Genomic DNA, 19,312 nt, shown 5'->3' on the forward strand with positions numbered 1-19,312 from the left:
CCGACCGAACCTATCGATCCCGAAGACGGCGGCGCATGACAAATTCGAGGTAAATGCCATTTATTCTTATTTGACAGTAAAGATCATTTACGAAACATACATTTTCAGGCACAGCATCATCCGCAATCCCGGATGGCCGTTCTCCGCCCATAGCCGACCACCCTGCTGACGAATCAGCCGACGGGCGATCGCCAGCCCCAGGCCGAAGCCGTCACCACCGGGACGGGCAGCGTTGAGCCGGATGAAGGGCTGAAAAATGCGCTCCAGCTCGCTCTCCGCCACCCCGGGCCCCTGATCCTCGACCCACAGCAGCCAGCAGTCGCCCTCGCGACGACCGTCCAGGCAGACGCAACCGCCTTCCGGCGAATGACGGATGGCGTTGTGCAGGATGTTCTCCAGCGCCCGCGCCAGCGCGTTCAGATTGCCTAGGACCCGGCAGTCCGCCGGCAACCGGCAGGGAAGGCGCTCGGGACTCCAGCCGCTCTCGAAACAGGCGTCCTCGCAGAGGATCTCCCAGAGGGCGCCGACCTCCACCGGCTCCAGCGGCGGCTGCGGCCGCTCGGTATCCATCCAGGCCAGTTCCAGGGTGCTGTCGACCAGGGTGCGCATGGCACTGACCTCGCGGCGGACCCGCTCCTCCAGCTCGGCGCCGCTCAGCCCGGCCTCGCTGGCCACCTGCAGGCGGCTCAGGGGCGTGCGCAGCTCGTGGGACAGATCGCGCAGCAGCTGGCGCTGCAGGCCCAGCGACTCCTCCAGGCGCCCGGCCATGTGATCGAAGGCGCGTCCCAGTTCGCCCAGTTCGTCGTCCCGCCGGGCGACCCGCGGGTCCACGCGCGCGCCCAGGTTGTCCGCGTGCAGGGCGTTGGCCTGCTCGCGCAGGCGCGCCAGCGGGGCGATCAGCACCCGGTAGAGTCCGATGCAGAACAGCAGCGCCAGGCCGGCAGGAACCAGATAGTGGGTCAGCGCCCTGAAAAGCGCCCGGTAGCGCCAGGGCCGGTAGCGCTCGGGCAACTGGATGACGAAATAGCCACGCTCCTCGGAAAGAGGAATCGCGATCAGGGGCCGCTCCCGGCGCGCCGGCTCATCGGCCAGTCGAGCCGGCGCATGGCGGTCAATCGCCCCACATCGATCAGCGGCCGGCTCCCCAGCGGCTGCAGGCTGATGTCCACTAGCTCGACCAGTCCCAACTCCCGTCGCTGCATGTCGTCGAGAAAGCGGTCTACCGCCTGCGGCCCCTGCAAAGCGGCATGCTCGGCCTCTTCGGCATAGGCCTGCAGCGTCTGGCGCGCCTCGCCGGAAAGGTAGGCGGTCTGCAGGTCGATCCAGTTTCCCCAGGAAACACTCAGGGAAATCACCAGCAGGCAGAACGTGACCAGCAGCGCGGCCAGCCGCCAGAACAGCGAATGACGGCCCGGCACTCAGGCCACCTGCAGTTTCAGCAGATAACCCCGGCCCCATAGGGTCTCCAGGCGGACGCCGTGCAGGTCGATGGCGGCCAGCTTGCGCCGGATGTTGCTGACATGCATGTCCAGGCTGCGGTCATGCCGGGAATAGCCGCGGCGCAGTACCTGCTGGTAGAGGAACGGCTTGCTCAGCACCTCCTCCGGATGGCGCCAGAAGGTCTCCAGCAGACGGTACTCGGTCGGGGTCAAGCCGGCCCAGGCATCGTCATGGCGGACGTCGCAACGCCCTTCATCGAAGTGCAGCGGAAAAACGCTCGAGGGCGCGGGCTGTCCGCGCTCGTAGGCGATGCGCCGCAGGATGGCCTCGATGCGCACCTGCAACTCGCCCATCCCGAACGGCTTGGGCAGGTAGTCGTCCGCTCCGCGGCTGAAGCCGGTGATGCGATCCTGCTCGTCGCCCAGCGCGGAGATCAGGATGACCGGCACGTGCCGGCTCTAGCGCAGGCGGGCCAGCACTTCGAGGCCGTCGAGGCCGGGCAGCAGGATGTCCAGCAGGACCAGGTCGAACTCGCGCTCGCTGGCCAGCACCAGGCCGTCGCGGCCGTCGCCGCACAGCGTCACGGCAAAGCCCTGGCGCGCCAGATGATCGTTCAGGTGGACGCCCAGCAGGGGATCGTCCTCGATGGCCAGGATGTGGCGATTGGGGAAGGCAGTCATCCAACGGCTCCGCAAAATGAGAACAATTCTATTTCATTTTCTGCAGAGCACGTCTACCCGAAGGCCGGCAGGTGCTGCCGGCCCCCGGGAATCAGGAAGTGGCGCGGTGGCGGCGCGCCTCGATCACGTTGGGCAACTGGGCGATGCGCGCCAGCAGCCGGCCGAGGGCGCCCAACCCAGGGATCTCGATGGTCAGGACCATCTGCGCCGTGCTGTCTTCCTTGTTCGACAGGGTGTTGGCGGCCAGCACGTTGATGCGCTCGTTGAGCAGCACCTGGGACACGTCGCGCAACAGGCCGGAGCGGTCGTAGGCGCGGATGAAGATGTCCACCGGATAGGTCTGCACCGGCACCGGCCCCCAGCTGACCTGGATGATCCGCTCCGGCTCGCGGCTGGCCAGTTGCAGGGCGTTGGCGCAGTCCTGGCGGTGGATGGTGACGCCACGCCCGAGGGTGATGTAGCCGACGATGGGATCGCCCGGCAGCGGCTGGCAGCAGCCGGCCATCTGCGTCAGCAGGTTGCCCACTCCCTGGATCTGGATGTCGTCGCGCTTGCCCGGCTTGTGCAGCAAGCCGGACTTGCGCGGAATCAGCTCGAGCTGCTCGGTGCTGCGCTCCGGCTCGACCAGCTGCTGGGCCAGTCCCACCACATGGGCCAGACGCAGGTCGCCGGCGCCGAGGGCGGCGAACAGGTCCTCGGCGGTCTTCAGGTTGCACTTTTCCGCCAGCCGGTCGTAGTCCACCGGCGACAGGTCGAGACGGGCCAGCTCGCGCTCGAGCAGCGTCTTGCCGGCGGCGACGTTCTGGTCGCGCGCCTGCAGCTTGAACCAGTGGACGATCTTCGCCCGGGCCCGCGAGGTGGTGACGTAGCCGAGATTGGAGTTCAGCCAGTCGCGGCTCGGCGAGCCGTTCTTGCCGGTGATGATCTCCACCTGCTCGCCGGTCTGCAGGCTGTAGTTGAGCGGCACGATGCGCCCGTCGATCTTGGCGCCACGGCAGTTGTGGCCGATCTCGGTGTGCACGCGGTAGGCGAAGTCCAGCGGGGTGGCGCCCTTGGGCAGGTCGATGGCATGGCCGTCGGGAGTGAACACGTAGACCCGGTCGGGCTCGATGTCGACCTGCAGCTGCTCGGCCAGGCCGCCGATGTCGCCCAGTTCCTCGTGCCATTCGAGCACCTGGCGCAGCCAGGCGATCTTCTCCTCGTAGTGGCTGGAGGTGGACTTGACGTCGGTGCCCTTGTAGCGCCAGTGGGCGCAGACGCCCAGCTCGGCCTCCTCGTGCATGGCGTGGGTGCGGATCTGCACCTCGAGGGTCTTGCCGTCCGGGCCGATCACCGCGGTGTGCAGCGAGCGGTAGCCGTTTTCCTTGGGGTTGGCGATGTAGTCGTCGAACTCGCGGGGAATGTGCCGCCACAGCGAATGGACGATGCCGAGGGCGGTATAGCAGTCGCGCACCTCGGGGACCAGCACGCGCACCGCGCGCACGTCGTAGATCTGGCTGAACTGCAGGCCCTTCTTCTGCATCTTGCGCCAGATCGAATAGATGTGCTTGGCCCGGCCGTTGATGTCGGCCTTGATGCCGGCGCCGGCCAGCGCGTCCTTGAGCTCCTGGACGACCTTGGCGATGAACTGCTCGCGGTCCAGCCGGCGCTCGTGGAGCAGCTTGGCGATCTGCTTGTACTGTTCGGGCTCCAGGTAGCGGAAGGACAGGTCCTCCAGCTCCCACTTGATGTGGCCGATGCCGAGGCGGTGGGCCAGCGGCGCATAGATGGCGGACACCTCGCGGGCGACGCGCTGGCGGCGTTCCTCGCTGGCGTGCTTGACCGCGCGGATCGCGCAGGTGCGCTCGGCCAGCTTGATCAGCGCGACGCGCACGTCGTCGACCATCGCCACCAGCATCTTGCGCAGGTTTTCCACCTGGGTCTGGGCATCCAGCACCAGGGATTCGCGGGGATTGAGACTGTCGCTGATCGCCGCCATGCGCAGCACGCCCTCGATCAGCTTGGCGACCAGCTGGCCGAAACGCCGCTGCACCTCGTCCAGGGCGATCTGCTTCTGGCGCACGCCGCGATAGAGCACGGCGGCGAGCAGGGAGTCCTGATCCAGCTTGAGGTCGGCGAGGATTTCCGCGATCTCCAGCCCGACCAGGAAGCTGGACGTACCCGCGGCAGGAGCGCCCGGCTCCGGCCGCGCCTGCCGTTCGGCCTCGCGGGCGTATTCGCAGGCCTTCTTCAGCGTCTCGCGCTCCAGGGCCGGGTCCATCTTCAGGACATGATCCAGCCAGGCCTCCAGATTGATGCTGCCGTCGGTGTTGACCGGCTGCTGCGCTCTCACCTGTACCATGTATCTACCTTTCCCCCAGCATGTCTTCCATGCCGCATCAACATCAGCCGGCAAGCCCCGGCGCTCGACCTCAGCGCGCAGCAGGCCCCCTCTCGAACAACGCCATGGCCTCGACATGCGCAGTCTGCGGAAACATGTCGAGAATGCCGGCACGCCGCAGCCGGTAGCCCTGCCTGGCCAGCTCCGCGGCATCCCGCGCCAGGGTCGCCGGATTGCAGGAAACATATAGCACTCGCTCAGCACCCAGGGCGCCCATCTGGCGCACGACCTCCAGCGCGCCGTCGCGCGGCGGATCGAGGAGGACCGCCGGGAAGCCGGCGGCCATCCAGGGTGCCTCGGCCAGCGGGTTCGACAGATCCGCCAGGCAGAAGTGCAGGTTGTCCAGGCCGTTGCCGGCCGCGTTTTCCCTGCCCCGCTCGACCATCGCCGCCACGCCCTCCACCGCCACCACCTCGCGCGAGCGCTGCGCCAGCGGCAGGGCGAAGTTGCCGAGGCCGCTGAACAGGTCCAGCACCCGCTCCCCCGGCTGCGGCGCCAGCCAGTCCAGGGCCTGGGCGACCATCGCCTCGTTCACCGCGGCGTTGACCTGCACGAAGTCGCCGGGCCGGTAGTGCAGCTCGAGTCCCCAGGGCTCCAGACGGTAGCCCAGCGGAGCTTCCGGCGCGTCCGCCTGCGGCTCGCCCTTGCCCTGCAGCCAGAGCTGCGCGGCCTGTTCGCGACAGAAGGCGCGCAGGCGCTGCAGATCGTCGTCCGCAAGGGGCGCAGTATGACGCACCAGAATGGCGCTTGTATTGCCATGGAACAACTCGACATGGCCCAGCGCCTGGGGCCGCGCCAGGCCGTGCAGGAGCGCAGGCAGGGCGCGCAGGATGGACTGCAACGGACGTACCAACACCGGGCAGTCGTCGATGGCGACGATCGACTGGCTGGCCGCGGCGCGAAAGCCCACCTCCAGCCGGCCGGCGGCGGCGTCCCAGCGCACCGCGATGCGCGCCCGGCGGCGGTAGCCGAACTCCGGGCCGACCAGGGGCGGCGCCCATTCCTGCGGCGCCAGATCGGCGAAGCGCGCCAGCTGCTCGGCGAGGGTGCGCTGCTTCAGCGCCAGCTGCTTGGCATGCGGCAGCGCCTGCAGGGTACAGCCGCCGCAGCGCCCGGCATGCGCGCAGGGCTCGGCGCGACGCAGCGGACTGGCGGCCAGGAGACGCTCGGCGCGGGCATCGACGATGCGGTTGCGCGCGCCGAGCACGCGGGCTTCGACCTGCTCGCCGGCCAGGGCGCCGGAGACGAACCAGGTGCGCCCGTCGACGAAGGCGATGCCACGGCCGTCGTGGGCCAGGCGCTCGATGGTCAGGACCTGCTTCCTGCCCACCTGCAGGGGCGCCGAACGGGCGCCGCCGCTGGGCTGGAAGCGCAGGCCGGTGGTGCGTCTAGCCACGGCAGAGAACCTCGCGTTGCGTGGGAGTCGGCTTACGGCTGGTCATAGACACCCGTGGACAGGTAGCGGTCGCCGCGGTCGCAGATGATCGCCACCATCACTGCATTCTCCACCTCGCGCGACAGACGCAGCATGGCCGCCACCGCCCCGCCCGAGGACACGCCGCAGAAGATGCCCTCCTCGCGCGCCAGGCGACGCATGCAGTCCTCGGCCTCGCTCTGCGCCATGTCGATCACCCGGTCGACGCGGGTCGCATCGAAGATCTTCGGCAGGTATTCCTGCGGCCAGCGGCGGATGCCGGGAATCGCTGAGCCTTCCTGGGGCTGCAGGCCGACGATCTGCACCGCCGGGTTCTGCTCCTTGAGGTAGCGCGAGGTGCCCATGATGGTGCCGGTGGTGCCCATCGAACTGATGAAGTGAGTGATGGTGCCCTGGGTCTGGCGCCAGATTTCCGGGCCGGTGCCTTCGTAGTGGGCCTGCGGGTTGTCCTGGTTGCCGAACTGGTCGAGCACCTTGCCGCGCCCTTCGCCCTGCATCTTCAGCGCCAGGTCGCGGGCGCCCTCCATGCCCTCGGCCTTGCTCACCAGCACCAGCTCGGCGCCATAGGCGCTCATCGCCGCCTTGCGCTCGGCGCTCATGTTGTCCGGCATGATCAGGAGCATCCGGTAGCCCTTGATCGCCGCCGCCATCGCCAGGGCGATGCCGGTGTTGCCGGAGGTGGCCTCGATCAGCGTGTCGCCGGGGCGGATGTCGCCGCGCAGCTCGGCACGGATGATCATCGACAGCGCCGGGCGGTCCTTCACCGAACCGGCCGGGTTGTTGCCTTCCAGCTTGACCAGCAGGGTGTTCGAGGTTTCGCCCGGCAGGCGCTGCAGGCGCACCAGCGGGGTATTGCCGATGCACTCGGCGATGGTGGGGAAATGCACTGTCATGGAAACGCTCGGTATCCTGAATCAGAAAAGGGCTGCTCGGTCCGGACGGCATCCTTGCCGCCATGCTGCGTGGGCGCCGCGACGCCCGGCCTGACACAGGCCGCTCGTCCATCGGGGAGCGGACGCGCCACCTCGGGAGGCGAACCGTCCAGGCCACAGGGGGCATCTATGATAGCCGGCAAAGCGCTGCAGGCCATCATCCGGAAAGGGCACATGCATATTCCAAATGGCTATTGGGCTGCCTTCTGTTGTCCCGCCGGGCTCTGTCGCTACACTGCCTTCCCAAATCCCTCACGGAGAATCGGGGTGTTCCACGACTTCAGCATCAAGACCCGCATCGTCATGCTCACCCTGCTGCCCAGCAGCCTGCTGGCCCTGGTCCTGGGCAGCTATTTCACCTGGCAGCAGCTGACCGAGATGCAAAGCAACCTGGTGGAGCGCGGCCAGCTGACCGTCCAGCAGCTCGCCCCCCTGGCCGCACCGGCCCTGGCGCAGAACTACCACAACCGCCTGCAGCGCATCGCCAACCGGGTGCTCGACCAGGCGGACATCCGTGCGGTGAGCTTTCTCGACAGCAAGCTGGAAACCATCGTGCATGCCGGGCCGAGTCTCAGCGGCGCGCGGCCGCCCGCGGACCCGACCCAGTCGACCATGACCCGCGACAACAAGGCCACCCACCTGCTGATGCCGGTGCTCGGCTACCACCAGAACCTGGCCAGCGGCGACAGCAGCCAGGACGACCGCCTGCTCGGCTGGATCGCCCTGGAAATCTCGCACCACAATGCCCTCCTGCAGGGCTATCGCAACCTGCTCGCCAGCCTGGTGCTGATCATCGCCGTGCTGGTGGTCAGCGCCCTCCTCGCCATGCGCGTGGGCCGCTCGATCAACGACCCGCTGCGGCGCATCCAGCAGGGCGTGTCGCAGCTGCGCGACGGCCATCTGGAAACCCGCCTGCCCGCCCTGCGCAGCCACGAGCTGGACGAGCTGGCCGCCGGCATCAACCGCATGGCCGAGGTCATGCAGCACGCCCAGGAAGAGATGCAGAACAGCATCGACCAGGCCACCGAGGACGTCCGCCAGAACCTGGAAACCATCGAGATCCAGAACATCGAGCTGGACATGGCGCGCCGCGAGGCGCTGGAGGCGAGCCGGATCAAGTCCGAATTCCTCGCCAACATGAGCCACGAGATTCGCACCCCGCTGAACGGCATCATCGGCTTCACCAACCTGCTGCAGAAATGCGAGCTGTCGCCCCGCCAGCACGACTACCTGAACACCATCCAGAAGTCCGCCGACAGCCTGCTCGACATCATCAACGAGATCCTCGACTTCTCGAAGATCGAGGCCGGCAAGCTGGTCCTCGAGCACACGCCCTTCAACCTGCGCGAACTCATCCAGGACACCCTCACCATCCTCGCCCCGGCGGCCCACGCCAAGCACCTCGAACTGGTCAGCCTGATCTACCGCGATACCCCTCTGGCGCTGAACGGCGACCCCCTGCGGCTCCGCCAGGTTCTCACCAACCTGATCAGCAACGCCATCAAGTTCACCAACGAAGGCACCATCGCCGTGCGCGCCATGGTCGAGGAGATCGGCGAGGAGTTCGCCCAGCTGCGCATCAGCGTGCACGACACCGGCATCGGCCTGTCCCAGGAGGACCTGAACGCGCTGTTCCAGGCCTTCAGCCAGGCCGACAACTCGCTGACCCGCCAGGCCGGCGGCACCGGCCTCGGGCTGGTCATCTCCAAGCGCCTGATCGAGCAGATGGGCGGCGAGATCGGCGTCAACAGCGTGCCGGGCGAAGGCTCGGAGTTCTGGATCCGCCTGTCCCTGCCGCTCGACGACCAATCGGAGGACGAGCCGCCGACCGCCCTGCACGGCCAGCGGGTGGCCCTGCTCGAACAGCACGAGCTGGCCCGCCAGTCGATGCAGCACCAGCTGGAGGACTGCGGCCTGGAAGTGCTGCCCTTCGCCGAGCTGGACAGCCTGCTGGCCGGCGTCGCCGCCGCGCGCCAGGAAAACCGTCCGATCGGCCTGGCGGTGCTCGGCGTGACCAGCCGCGACACCGGTGCCGAGGAGCTGGCCCAGCGCGTCGCCGACCTCGACCGGCTCGGCTGCAAGTGCCTGGTGCTCTGCCCCACCACCGAACAGCTGGTCTACCAGGAGACCCTGCCGGAGACACAGATCCACCTGCAGAGCAAGCCGGCACGGCGCGACAAGCTGGAGGCGGCGCTCGGCGAGCTGCTCGCGCCGCAGCCGGCCGGCCAGCAAGCGCCCGGCCCGCTGGGCAACCGCGCGCCCCGCCTGCTCTGCGTCGACGACAACCCGGCCAACCTGCTGCTGGTACAGACCCTGCTCGGCGACATGGGCGCCACGGTCTGCGTGGCGGACAGCGGCCAGGCCGCCGTGGAGGCGGCGCAGCGGGAACACTTCGACCTGATCTTCATGGACGTGCAGATGCCCGGCATGGACGGCCGCCAGGCCACCCGGGCGATTCGCCAGTGGGAGAACGCCCAGCCGGAGCGTCGCCACACGCCGATCATCGCCCTCACCGCCCATGCCCTGGCCAACGAGCGGCGCGCCCTGCTGCAGGGCGGCATGGACGACTACCTGACCAAGCCGATCAACGAACGCCAGCTGGCCCAGGTCGTGCACAAATGGACCAAGCTGCACCTGCGCTCGCCCGACAGCCAGGCCGACGAGGCCCGGCCGGCCGCCATCGGCCATCTCAGCGTGCTCGACCCCGAGGAAGGCCTGCGCCTGGCCGCCGGCAAGCCCGACCTGGCCGCCGACATGCTGAGCATGCTGCTCGCCTCGCTGGATGCCGACCGCCAGGCGATCCGCCAGGCACGCCGGGACGGCGACCGCGACGCGCTGCTCGAACGGGTGCATCGCCTGCACGGGGCGACCCGCTATTGCGGCGTGCCCCAGCTGCGCGCCGCCTGCCAGCACAGCGAAACCCTGCTCAAGCAGCACGCTCCGGCAGCCGACGCCGCCCTGGACGAGCTGGACGCGGCCATCCTCCGCCTGGCCGGCGAGGCGAAATTCGGCGCCTGAGCAGGGAGCGGGTGCCCGCGCCGGCATCGGGCCTGGTGAGCGCATCCCCGACTACGGGGCGAACAGCTCCAGCTGTTCGCCGCCACGCCCATCGAGCAGCCGCACGCCGACGCCAAGCAGTCGCACCGGCCGGGCGCCGCGGGCGAAGGCGGCGCCGAGCAGCCGGCGGTAGCTGTCCAGGCCCCGGCCGGCGCCGGCCTGCTCCAGGGTGGTCTGGGTGAAGTCGTGGAACTTCACCTTGACGAAGGGTTTGTCCGGCCGATAGCTGTCGTCCAGCCGCGCCAGGCGCCCGTCGAGTTCTTCCAGCAGCTGCGGCAAACGCTCCAGGCAGGCGGCCAGATCCGGCAGATCACGCGCGTAGGTGTGCTCCACGCTCAGCGACTGGCGGCGGCTGTCGACCTCCACCGGACGCTCGTCGATCCCCCATGCCAGCTGCCCCAGGCGCTCGCCGAAACTGCCGAACTCGCGCACCAGCGCCAGCTGGCTCCACTGGCGCAGCTCCTTGCAGGTGCGGATGCCAAGGCGCCCGAGCCGCTCGGCGGTGACCTTGCCGACGCCGTGCAGCCGGTTCACCGGCAGCTCGGCGACGAAGGCCTCGACCTCGGCCGGCGAAATCACGAACAGCCCGTCAGGCTTGCGCCAGTCGCTGGCGATCTTGGCGAGGAACTTGTTCGGCGCGACGCCGGCGGACACCGTGATGCGCAGCTCATGCCAGACGCGCCGGCGGATGTCCTGGGCGATGCGCGTGGCGCTGCCGGAAAAGTGCGGGCTGGCGGAAACGTCCAGGTAGGCCTCGTCCAGCGACAGCGGTTCGACGAACTCGGTGTAGTCGCGCAGGATCCGCTGGATCTCCCGCGATGCAGCCTTGTAGGCCTCGAACCGCGGCCTGACGATCAACAGCTCCGGGCAGAGCTTCAGCGCCTGGCGCGCGGGCATCGCCGAACGCACGCCATAGGCGCGTGCCTCGTAGTTGCAGGTGGCGATCACCCCGCGCCGATCGGGCGCGCCGCCCACCGCCAGCGGCCGAGTAGCCAGGCGCGGGTCGTCGCGCATCTCGATAGCTGCGTAGAAACAGTCGCAATCGACGTGAATGATCTTTCTGCCGCTCATGAAGCCAGTATGCCGCCCGGAGCGTGGCGCTGGCAGTCCCCGGCGGGCTCAGTGCGCCGCTGTGCCTTCGCTGGTGGCACGCGTCGAGCGGATGTTGCGGACGCGGAAACCATCGGAGCCGGCGATGTCGATAGGCAGCCAGATCCGCCAGGCCTCGTCGGCACCGATCGCCCGTGCCTCGACGATGCGGCTGCCGACCACCTGGCCGGCCTTGAGGATATCGAGATCGATGGCCACGTTCTCCAGATCATGACCCGAGATGTTCACCCCGGTGCCCTGGAGATAGGTCTTGTGGCTCATGGTAATCAACTGCATGTTGCGCAACCGGATGTCATTGTCGGCCAGCGCACCGGCCGAGAACAGCAGCGCCATCAGCGCAATCTTCACTCTTGACTGCATTGCATCCCCCGAATCGGGCAGCCCCATATCTGGGCATTCGCCCATGAAAAAGTCTCATATCAAATACCTCTCCATACTTCCCGGATTGGAGTAAAGCCCGGCGTGAATAGCACGAAACGCCATTTCAGGCGAGAACCGCTGATCTAACCTCTAAAGAGAAATCCTCCGGAGCGGCCGCCATGTCCCTCGATAAGCACGCCCTCGACCGCCTGCTCGAACAAGCCCAGCAGCATGCCGACCAAGCGGTCGCACGCAACGACCCCTCCCTCTACCGTGAAGCCTTTATAGCCATGTGCCAAGCCGTGGCATTGCTCGGCGAGGAGAACGACAACTGGCGCGAACAGGTGGTGCGGGCCACCGAGGAGTACACACGCACTGAAGGAATCTAGCGGCCGATGCCATGCCTGTGGCGTTAAACAATTGAAGCCAAACCATTTTTCAGGCAATACCGCTTGACAGCGGATTGTTTGGCTGTAGAATGCCGCCACACAGACGCGGGGTGGAGCAGTCTGGTAGCTCGTCGGGCTCATAACCCGAAGGTCGTTGGTTCAAATCCAGCCCCCGCAACCAACCTTACAGGCATCGGCCACGACTGCGATCAGCAGTGCGGGGCCGATTGCTATGTGGGATCCACTGCTTCGTCGGCGCACCGCAGCGACGACGGCGCTCCTGAAGATCCCGGCCTGCGCACCTCTCCATCCTCGCCACTCACGCAGCAGTTCCGCCTGCAGGCCTGTCGCGACCTCGCCGACCGGTCTATCGCCGTGGCAGGCTCCCTCCGCTTCTCGGTTGCCGCTATTGTGCGGACTGCTCGACGGCAGCCGCCGGCCGGGCATCACTGCCGGACAGGTGCTCGCGGTAAGCGTCGACATCGGTGATGGCTGGCTGACCACGCAGCCGGCGAGCAGCCGGTAGAGACTCGGCAGCCCAGTCGCGCAACTTCTGATTTTCATGCTTCAGCTCTTCCAGCCGTTGCTGGTGGCCGACCAGCGCAGCACGCAGGTCGTCCTGCTCATGGCGCAGCCGCTCCCGACTGCCTCGCTCGCTGCCGAGCAGCGCGGTCAGGCGCTCGATATCGGCCTGGCGCTGACTGGCCAGCCGCTCGGCCTGGTCGGCACGCTCGGACACCCGCCCCAACTCGATGCGCAACGCATCGGTTTCGCGAGAGAGCAGCCAGAGGAGCAGGACCATGAGCGCGGCAACGAGGAGAGAGGACTTGGTCATGCCCGCCCCCCCCCCTGCTGCACTGCCATCGCGGGGGCCGAATTTTCGGATCTGCTCCATTTTCATAGCGTTGATTCCTCCTTGAACTGCGCATAGGCGCCGGCGCGGCTTCAGCTCGTACAAGCTCTGAGCATAGGCCGCTGTGCTGGAACGCCTCGTTCGGGCTCGCCGCCGGCCTGGCAGCGGAGCTGCATATGGACCTGCGCGAAGGGACAAGATGCCAAAACATTGCACCTTTGGTTGGCGAAAACAGGAAAATGTGGCGGTGCTCGATATCAGCGGGCTTCAGCTCCGTCGCGATGCATGCCCGCTCCCTAAAATCAACGAGCCGGCATCGCCCCAAGCGCATGCTCGCCCTCGATGAGCAGCCCAGCGAGGAGTCATCCCCGCCAGCCCTGAGAACCACCCAGCCCCCACCTGTCCCCAGAACCGGCATTGGTGCGACATCTCACCGAACGCCCGCTTAGTTTTATCCACAAAGAGAATCTAATCTCAATAAGTTTTTGCAATCGCCAGCTATCCACTGATCCCTTGGATCAGAATAGAGGTCATCCAGAACGACCCCATTACAGCTAAAAACCAATAACGCCACCCTGCCACGCTGGAGCCGGCAAGGATCCACTTTGAAAAAGCCGCCCTCTTTCTGCTTCCACTCCACAGCCACCCTGCTCTGCGGGCTGCTGCTCATCCTCCCTGCGGGTGCCGAACCGCTGCAGTTTGCGCTGGTCGCCAAGCGCGTCGATCAGCGCTTCTTCATCCTCGCCGGTGAAGGCTGTGCCGAGGCCGCCCAGGCTCAGGGCGATACCTGCTTGTTGCTGGGCGCCTCGGGGCCGGCGCATTTTCGCCAGCAGAACAAAGCCCTGGAGCAGGCTCTCGAAAGGGATCTGGACGGTATCGCCCTGGCGGTGACCCATTCGAAATGGCTGGCCGAGCATGCCCTGCAACGGACAGACAAGACACCGCTGATTACCTTCGATGCGGACTTGGCCCCCGCAGAGCAGCACCTGCGCAGAGGCTACGTCGGGATCGACAACCTGGCGTTCGGCCGCCAACTGGGCATGCTCGCCCAGCGCCTCAGACCACAGGGCGGCAAACTGTGTGTCTTGACCGGCGACCTGCAAGACATCTACCAGCAGGAACGCCTGCAAGGCATCCGCCAGCAGCTCGGCGGCATCCCGAGCCACCAGGGAGTCGACCGACTGAGCGGGGAGAAGGGCTGGAGCGAGCCGCACCGTTGTCCGCTGGAACGCGCCGAGACGCCGGAAAGCGCATTGCTCCAGCTCGCCACCCTGCTGAACACTCGCCACTTCGATGCCATCATCAGCCTCGGTAGCTGGCCGGTTCATCATGCCGATAGCTACCGTCGACAAATCGGCCCGCTGCTCACCGAGCTCGATGCCAAACGCAGTCATCCGGCCATCATCATCGCCTCGAGCGAGCCGGACGCGGCACAGCGCGCCTTGCTCAATGACGGCCTGGTACAGGCCTATCTGGACATGAATAGCCGCGAGATCGGCCGCCAGAGCTACTGGATGCTCAAGCGTCTGGCACGGGGCGAACCCACTGCCGAGACCTTTCTCGTCGACAGCTACATCGTCTATCTGCCCCAGTCGCCGCCAGGCATGACCGCAACGCCTTGAGAAGAAGCGTCTTTAGGCCTTCTGCTGTTACTGCTGGCAAAGCCTTCTGCAAGGGCCCGGTCGGGATTGCACAACGTCCCCATGGCCCGCGCGACAGCAGGCACCACTCCGGTGTCTTCTCAGATGCTCGGCGCATCGCTAGAATTGCGCACTTTTTGATCAGGCGCGCCGTCCAGGCGCCCAGAGGTAGCTGCCCTATGTCCACATCCTCCACGCCCAAAGTCGGATTCGTGTCGCTCGGATGCCCATAGGCTAGTCTTTCTAAACTTTTCTCGTGACCTCAAAAAAGCCCGGCCCCCTCTGTTTCAGAGGGTCCGAGCTTTCCGTTCACACCAGTGAGCTTGAAAATCCCCCAAACCTTTAGGTGCCGCTGACCAGCCCCTCACCAGCAACAATCGCTCGCAAATAGCAGCCTCCGGCCAAAAGGCGACCTTTCTGACATTCCACCTAGGTGTCTGGTTTGCGGTTACAACTCGACACGCGCTGTAGTAGACCTCAAGTAAGGATCGCTTTGCCGACGCTCTGAGCTATGCGGGTCTATCGGTACCCTATTTGCCAATCGCGTCCTTAGCACACTCTGATCCATTACTGGCCTATAGCCGAGGCGCTCCCGACGGTTCGTCCGCTTCCAGCGGCCATGAGCGGGCCGTGGCAATGTCCGGATGTCTCGGCTCATTGGTAACCCGACCGTAGACGTCCCGATATTCTTCGATCTCAATCAGACATTGCTTGGCTGAAGATGCGCGTGCATCGTTCGCCGAAAGCATTGAGAACAACTGAGCGCGCAGTTCCGTCAGTGGTAACCCAAACTCCTCGAAAGCGCCGGCCCATTCTCTTGATGGCCTTCTACCGAGAGCCAGATTCCGTATCACGTTCTTCATGCCGCGAAAGGGATGCGGCGCGTCGACATACCCATCGAACAGCGCCATGAAGACCTCCTCGTCGGGCATATCGTCCATAGCCATCTCGAAAACCCGGCGGATGTCACCAGCCGGCAGGGCACGATAACGGTTGATCATGGCTGCGCGAACATTGGGAAACTTGCAAGCTAATGCGGTCAATGCGGCCGACAGCCGAAAACCATCCCCAACCGGAATTTGGCCCATACAAAGATGATTGAGTACCGACAACGCCGAGGCTTCTGTATCCAGCTTAAGCACCGCATTCATCCATTCGAACTCCCGCAGAAACGCAGGGTCTGTGGCGAGCCGTTCCAGCGTGATGAGGGCAGAGTCAGCGGGTCCTTGTGGCACTGTCTGGAGCAGGCGCCGCAATGCATGCGGCCGGCGGTGTAGATCCGGTAACAGTGCAATAGCGTCGTGCACACTTTCCGGATCATCAGAAAAGGGGAACAGATCGATCCAGCCCATCAGCTCGCCACGATTCTCTTCGAGACGCCAGGTTTGCGTTTGAGCCACGGAGAGCAAGTCTTGCACCCCCGCCATCAGTAGTGCGGCGGGGATGATTTCGCCTGCGCGGGCAGCGGACGCGAGCAATCGGTGTTTGTGGGTTATCGGCTGACGCAGCGCGAGCAGAGTGTCGATCTCGCGTCGTTTGTCTCCATGCGGAAGGGAAAGACCGGTTGCGGCAAGCATCAGAGCGTGCTGCTGTTCAGCGTCGGAACTCGCCGCATCACCAAGAGTGCGAACCACGGCGAAGATCTCTTCGGCAAAATCTGACGTCGGCGGGGTTCCCGCAGCGCGCTCTACCCTGCGCGCTAGATGGTTTGAATAATCGGTCCAACTGGCGAAGATGCGTTTTTCTTGGGGGGAGTGATCAGCCGACCAGATTTCGAGCAAGGCTCCCGCCGCGTCTTTGCCCCAGCGGAGATCGCCAAGGCCGCGGGTAAGGACGGCGACTGCAGGTGCATCATGCATGTCCTTGAGGGCGCGGGCATATATCAGGGTGTAGCCCACCTCGTTGGATGCTCCTTGGCCACCCCCCGTGAGGCGCGCAGCACGTGCAGCGTCGTAGTCCGCCAAGTCTCGCTCAAGAAGCGCGAACAAGGGCTCTGCCAATGCCGCGTCGGCCAACCTTCCCCCTGCACGCGCCACTTCAGAAGCTGCCTGCCGTGCCGGATGCTGCACAGTGCTCAAGGTATCCATCCAGGCTTGGACGACGTCACGCAAACCGGGGCGGTGTACGGCGTCGAACGGCGGCTTGGAATCACCGTTGTTGCTGCCGTGTCGGGCGAGTACATCAGCCAGTAAGCCGATGCGTCGAGGATCGCTGCTCTGTGCGTTGGCGATCAAGACTGGCACGAAAGCTTCCTGTCGCGTCGCTGATAGCGCATTCACTAGACGATAATGCGCGTCCGACAGCTGTTTGTCATAGTGGCCGAGCGCCTGTAGCTGGCTGTCTATCGCAAGCAGCTGGTTGAAGAGCGCTGCGACGGTCACCGGTCCGATCACTGCCGCCGCCGCATTTAGACGGCGCTCCGACGTGGATGGGTCGAGCGCGTTCTCGGCCACCGGTCCGCTGTCTAGCAGCGGGGCCACTTTGAGATAGTCGCCGACGCGATACGGAAGCCGTAAGTCGGCTGCGATTCGGGCGACAAGTCCCGCAGCAACGGCTTCTGGGTACTCCGTGTACGCATGCACGATTGCATGCTCGAGGTTCATGTCCTTGGACTCAAACTCGGCTGTGCTGAGCAGCTGTGTGATACGGGTCTCGGCATCGGCAGGCTTCTCATCCACGATCAGACCAAGCAAACGCACCGGCTGGGTTTCTGCGCAGCGCGCCGCTTCGCGCTCTGTGGCAAGGCGGGCATCGAGCTGCGCGTCCGTAAGGTGATCTATATAGTTCCTTTCTGCCAGTGCTTTCCATACAGCGTCAGGCGCCGCTTTCATGATCTGATTCACATGCCGATCACCGCGGCGAAACCCAAGCGATACCACAACGGCAACCACGACCTCAGGGTCAGGGTCGGTGGCGGCCAGCATCGCGGCAAGTTCCATCCCATCAAAGCCGCTGTTGCTGGCGATCTCGGACAGGGCGAGTTTTCGTTGGGGCGCGGGCAGCGCACGCAAACGGGCTTCGCGATCAGCCCCAAGAACACCCGGATGAAAGCGATCAACCGCCCGGAACGTCATGAACTGAATCTGCTCATCAGCATTTGACGCGAGTGGCCAGATGTACTCCGAGAACTCTGGCTTGCCGGAAGCGACCATGAAACGCACTGCGCGGTCGAACACTCCGGGGGTGTGCCAGCGTCCGATGAAGCGCAGGACACGATCACGCAGGCGCTGCCATACGGCGTCGGCGGCCCTGTCGAGCATTGCTGCGGCCAGAAGTGGATCAATGCCAAGCGCCTCGTCGACAGCGACCGCCACAGCGTGCTCGCCATCTGCGCCTGCACGCGAAAGCCTATCGCACGCGAACAGAATCGACTCCTCCCAGTACGATCGGTCGAGCACGTCTTCGCGCAGCTTTCTATGCGCGTCGGTATCGCCCGTGGCCGTCTTCATCATAAGGTCTTCGACTTCCGCAGCCGCGTACCACTCCTGGAACAGCTGGTGCTGAAAGCTGATTGCGCCATTGGCACCGGCCATACGCACCAATAAGTGCGCGTCGACCAAGCTGTCAATGATGTTACGGGGACTAGGTGGCTGCCCAATCTGGCCGTCTTCGAAAAGACGCCGCAAGATCATCGAAATGGTGCGATTGGCATTTGCGTCCGAAATAACTGTGCTAACGCTTCGGTTCGCTTCTACGGCGAGGCCTGTTAGAAAGGTCGTGTGGTGACCGAGCGTGTCCCGGTGCAATCGTTCGACTTTGTCCGGCGCGGTCTCGTTGTGCCGGACAAATATGCCCAGCACCGCTTCCTTGGTTTCGGGAAACGCGACGCCGTGCGGTAGGATCAACAAGGCGTTCAAGTAGAGAGGGTTGCCGACGAGCTCACGTACGCCGCCCGTCCGCCATGCCCGGTCGACGAGCTCTTCGCCTTCCTGGCCACGTACCGCCAGCGCAAGCTCCATCTGCTGATCGTGCGAAAGCGCTTCGATCGTGACGACCGGGCCAACGGTCGGTAGGGTCTGGCGCCGGGAACTGATCACGACGCCAAGTTGCGGATAATCGCGCTGCAGGGCGGTGAGGTCGTTCGTCGCACGCAGCCGCGCTTCGGGAGTCAGCTCGTTCCAGCCATCGAGCAGAAGCGCGAGCTGCCCGTGGTAAGCCAGCACCATCAAGTGCTGCCGCCTAAAGGCGGCGAAAGCGTTGCGGCGCAAGATAAAATCGAAAAAGTCTTCTTGCCGGTCGGACCACTCTCCCAACGGCACCAGAAGCGGGATCGGGCCGTCTTGCGCCCCCATGCATTCCGCAAGCTGCACAAGCATGGTCGATTTGCCGGTGCCACCCGAAGCGACCACGACGACCGGTTCGGCAAGGGCTGTTAGTCCCGCCACGCTGTCAAGCGTCACGTAACGGGCGGTGCCCCCTTCAAGTCTAAGTGTCCGCGCGATGGTCCGCGCGGGTCGACCTCGCGCCGCGCGAAACGCCTCAATGTCTGTTTGGGTGGCTGCGCGAAGCCGCGCCCCGACGGCATCGATCGCGTCAGCGCTCGGAAGATCGAGCCCACGAAGAAAATCTTCGTCTGCAGCGTCGAGCGTGGCAGGAGGTTTAATCGGACCGAGCGGGCGGCCACCCGCGATGGCATCGTGGGCGCGCTGGATCGCATCCTTCTTCCACTGATGCAGCAGCGCGACCGTGTAGCGCGTGTCGTCGGAATCAATAAGCTTCGAGCAGTTCTGGCACAACCATATCCCGTTTGCGCCGCTGCTGCGTTCGCCCTGGCTCATGTTCGGGTCGTAGCGTTTGCCCCCTACGGCGGCGGCAGCGATGTGCGCGCCCACACCGATGTTGACGCTACGCTCCTCATCGAGCGCCGGACCCAAGGTCGAGCCCACGCAGGATGGGTTCGAACAGTGGTACCCCACACGCGCGGCAAGGGTACGAATGGTTTTGGCCGAGAAGTCGTCGCGCACGGACATTCGAGATTAGGGCACCAGATTTTTTATATCGGCCAAGAGTAACACTCGGTCGATAGTCATGGGATT

The 19,312-nt window shown here is 65.4% G+C and carries 10 protein-coding genes, 1 tRNA gene and 2 pseudogenes; 4 read left to right on the forward strand and 9 right to left on the reverse strand.

Annotated features, from left to right (window positions below; all coding sequences use genetic code 11):
- Nucleotides 1-87: 87 nt before the first annotated feature.
- The 5 genes and pseudogenes from ACG10_RS14685 to cysM form a co-directional block, all read right to left on the reverse strand.
- Nucleotides 88-1,418, reverse strand: a pseudogene (locus ACG10_RS14685) (sensor histidine kinase).
- Nucleotides 1,419-2,120, reverse strand: a pseudogene (locus tag ACG10_RS14690) (response regulator transcription factor).
- Nucleotides 2,121-2,211: 91 nt separating this feature from the next.
- Entirely contained in the window at nucleotides 2,212-4,461 is a 2,250-nt protein-coding gene (gene relA, locus ACG10_RS14695) for a GTP diphosphokinase (RefSeq protein ID WP_089168772.1), read from the reverse strand.
- A 70-nt stretch (nucleotides 4,462-4,531) separates the two neighbouring features.
- The gene (gene rlmD, locus ACG10_RS14700) at nucleotides 4,532-5,896 is read right to left on the reverse strand and encodes a 23S rRNA (uracil(1939)-C(5))-methyltransferase RlmD (protein ID WP_089168773.1); all 1,365 of its coding nucleotides are present in this window, start codon (nucleotides 5,894-5,896) and stop codon (nucleotides 4,532-4,534) included.
- Nucleotides 5,897-5,928: 32 nt separating this feature from the next.
- Entirely contained in the window at nucleotides 5,929-6,828 is a 900-nt protein-coding gene (gene cysM, locus ACG10_RS14705; protein ID WP_089168774.1) for a cysteine synthase CysM, read from the reverse strand.
- 306 nt (nucleotides 6,829-7,134) lie between these two features.
- Here cysM and ACG10_RS14710 point away from each other — a divergent pair, with 306 nt between their 5' ends.
- Nucleotides 7,135-9,885, forward strand: coding sequence for a response regulator (locus ACG10_RS14710; RefSeq protein ID WP_198318952.1), 2,751 nt, complete (start codon nucleotides 7,135-7,137; stop codon nucleotides 9,883-9,885).
- Between the two features lie 51 nt (nucleotides 9,886-9,936).
- Here the strand turns inward: ACG10_RS14710 and dinB are convergent, their stop codons facing one another.
- Both dinB and ACG10_RS14720 read right to left on the reverse strand, forming a co-directional pair.
- Nucleotides 9,937-10,995, reverse strand: a complete 1,059-nt coding sequence (gene dinB, locus ACG10_RS14715; RefSeq protein WP_089168775.1) for a DNA polymerase IV — start codon at nucleotides 10,993-10,995, stop codon at nucleotides 9,937-9,939.
- A gap of 48 nt (nucleotides 10,996-11,043) precedes the next feature.
- Entirely contained in the window at nucleotides 11,044-11,367 is a 324-nt protein-coding gene (locus ACG10_RS14720; protein WP_232487119.1) for an FxLYD domain-containing protein, read from the reverse strand.
- Between the two features lie 206 nt (nucleotides 11,368-11,573).
- Between ACG10_RS14720 and ACG10_RS14725 the strand changes: the two genes are divergently transcribed.
- Both ACG10_RS14725 and ACG10_RS14730 read left to right on the forward strand, forming a co-directional pair.
- Nucleotides 11,574-11,783, forward strand: coding sequence for a hypothetical protein (locus ACG10_RS14725; RefSeq protein WP_089168776.1), 210 nt, complete (start codon nucleotides 11,574-11,576; stop codon nucleotides 11,781-11,783).
- 104 nt (nucleotides 11,784-11,887) lie between these two features.
- Nucleotides 11,888-11,964: transfer RNA gene (locus ACG10_RS14730), tRNA-Met, on the forward strand.
- A 225-nt stretch (nucleotides 11,965-12,189) separates the two neighbouring features.
- On the opposite strand, the gene ACG10_RS14735 is transcribed toward ACG10_RS14730, so the two are convergent.
- A complete protein-coding gene (locus ACG10_RS14735) occupies nucleotides 12,190-12,618 on the reverse strand; it encodes a LysB family phage lysis regulatory protein (RefSeq protein ID WP_232487120.1) in 429 nt (142 codons plus the stop codon).
- Nucleotides 12,619-13,241: 623 nt separating this feature from the next.
- On the opposite strand from ACG10_RS14735, the gene ACG10_RS14740 reads away from it, so the two are divergent.
- On the forward strand, nucleotides 13,242-14,258 hold the full coding sequence (locus ACG10_RS14740) for a substrate-binding domain-containing protein (RefSeq protein ID WP_089168777.1): 1,017 nt from the start codon (nucleotides 13,242-13,244) through the stop codon (nucleotides 14,256-14,258).
- 593 nt (nucleotides 14,259-14,851) lie between these two features.
- On the opposite strand, the gene ACG10_RS14745 is transcribed toward ACG10_RS14740, so the two are convergent.
- Entirely contained in the window at nucleotides 14,852-19,240 is a 4,389-nt protein-coding gene (locus tag ACG10_RS14745) for an NACHT domain-containing protein (RefSeq protein ID WP_157731458.1), read from the reverse strand.
- Nucleotides 19,241-19,312 lie beyond the last annotated feature (72 nt).

The sequence above is a fragment of the Azotobacter chroococcum genome (genome assembly GCF_002220155.1).
Taxonomy (GTDB): Bacteria; Pseudomonadota; Gammaproteobacteria; order Pseudomonadales; family Pseudomonadaceae; genus Azotobacter; species Azotobacter chroococcum.

What these genes read in the sequence shown, in the direction of transcription:
- cysM (WP_089168774.1), bottom strand. Translation starts at nt 6,828, where the DNA reads ATGACAGTGCATTTCCCCACCATCGCCGAGTGCATCGGCAATACCCCG.
- ACG10_RS14720 (WP_232487119.1), bottom strand. Translation starts at nt 11,367, where the DNA reads ATGGCGCTGCTGTTCTCGGCCGGTGCGCTGGCCGACAATGACATCCGG.
- relA (WP_089168772.1), bottom strand. Translation starts at nt 4,461, where the DNA reads ATGGTACAGGTGAGAGCGCAGCAGCCGGTCAACACCGACGGCAGCATC.
- ACG10_RS14735 (WP_232487120.1), bottom strand. Translation starts at nt 12,618, where the DNA reads ATGACCAAGTCCTCTCTCCTCGTTGCCGCGCTCATGGTCCTGCTCCTC.
- dinB (WP_089168775.1), bottom strand. Translation starts at nt 10,995, where the DNA reads ATGAGCGGCAGAAAGATCATTCACGTCGATTGCGACTGTTTCTACGCA.
- ACG10_RS14725 (WP_089168776.1), top strand. Translation starts at nt 11,574, where the DNA reads ATGTCCCTCGATAAGCACGCCCTCGACCGCCTGCTCGAACAAGCCCAG.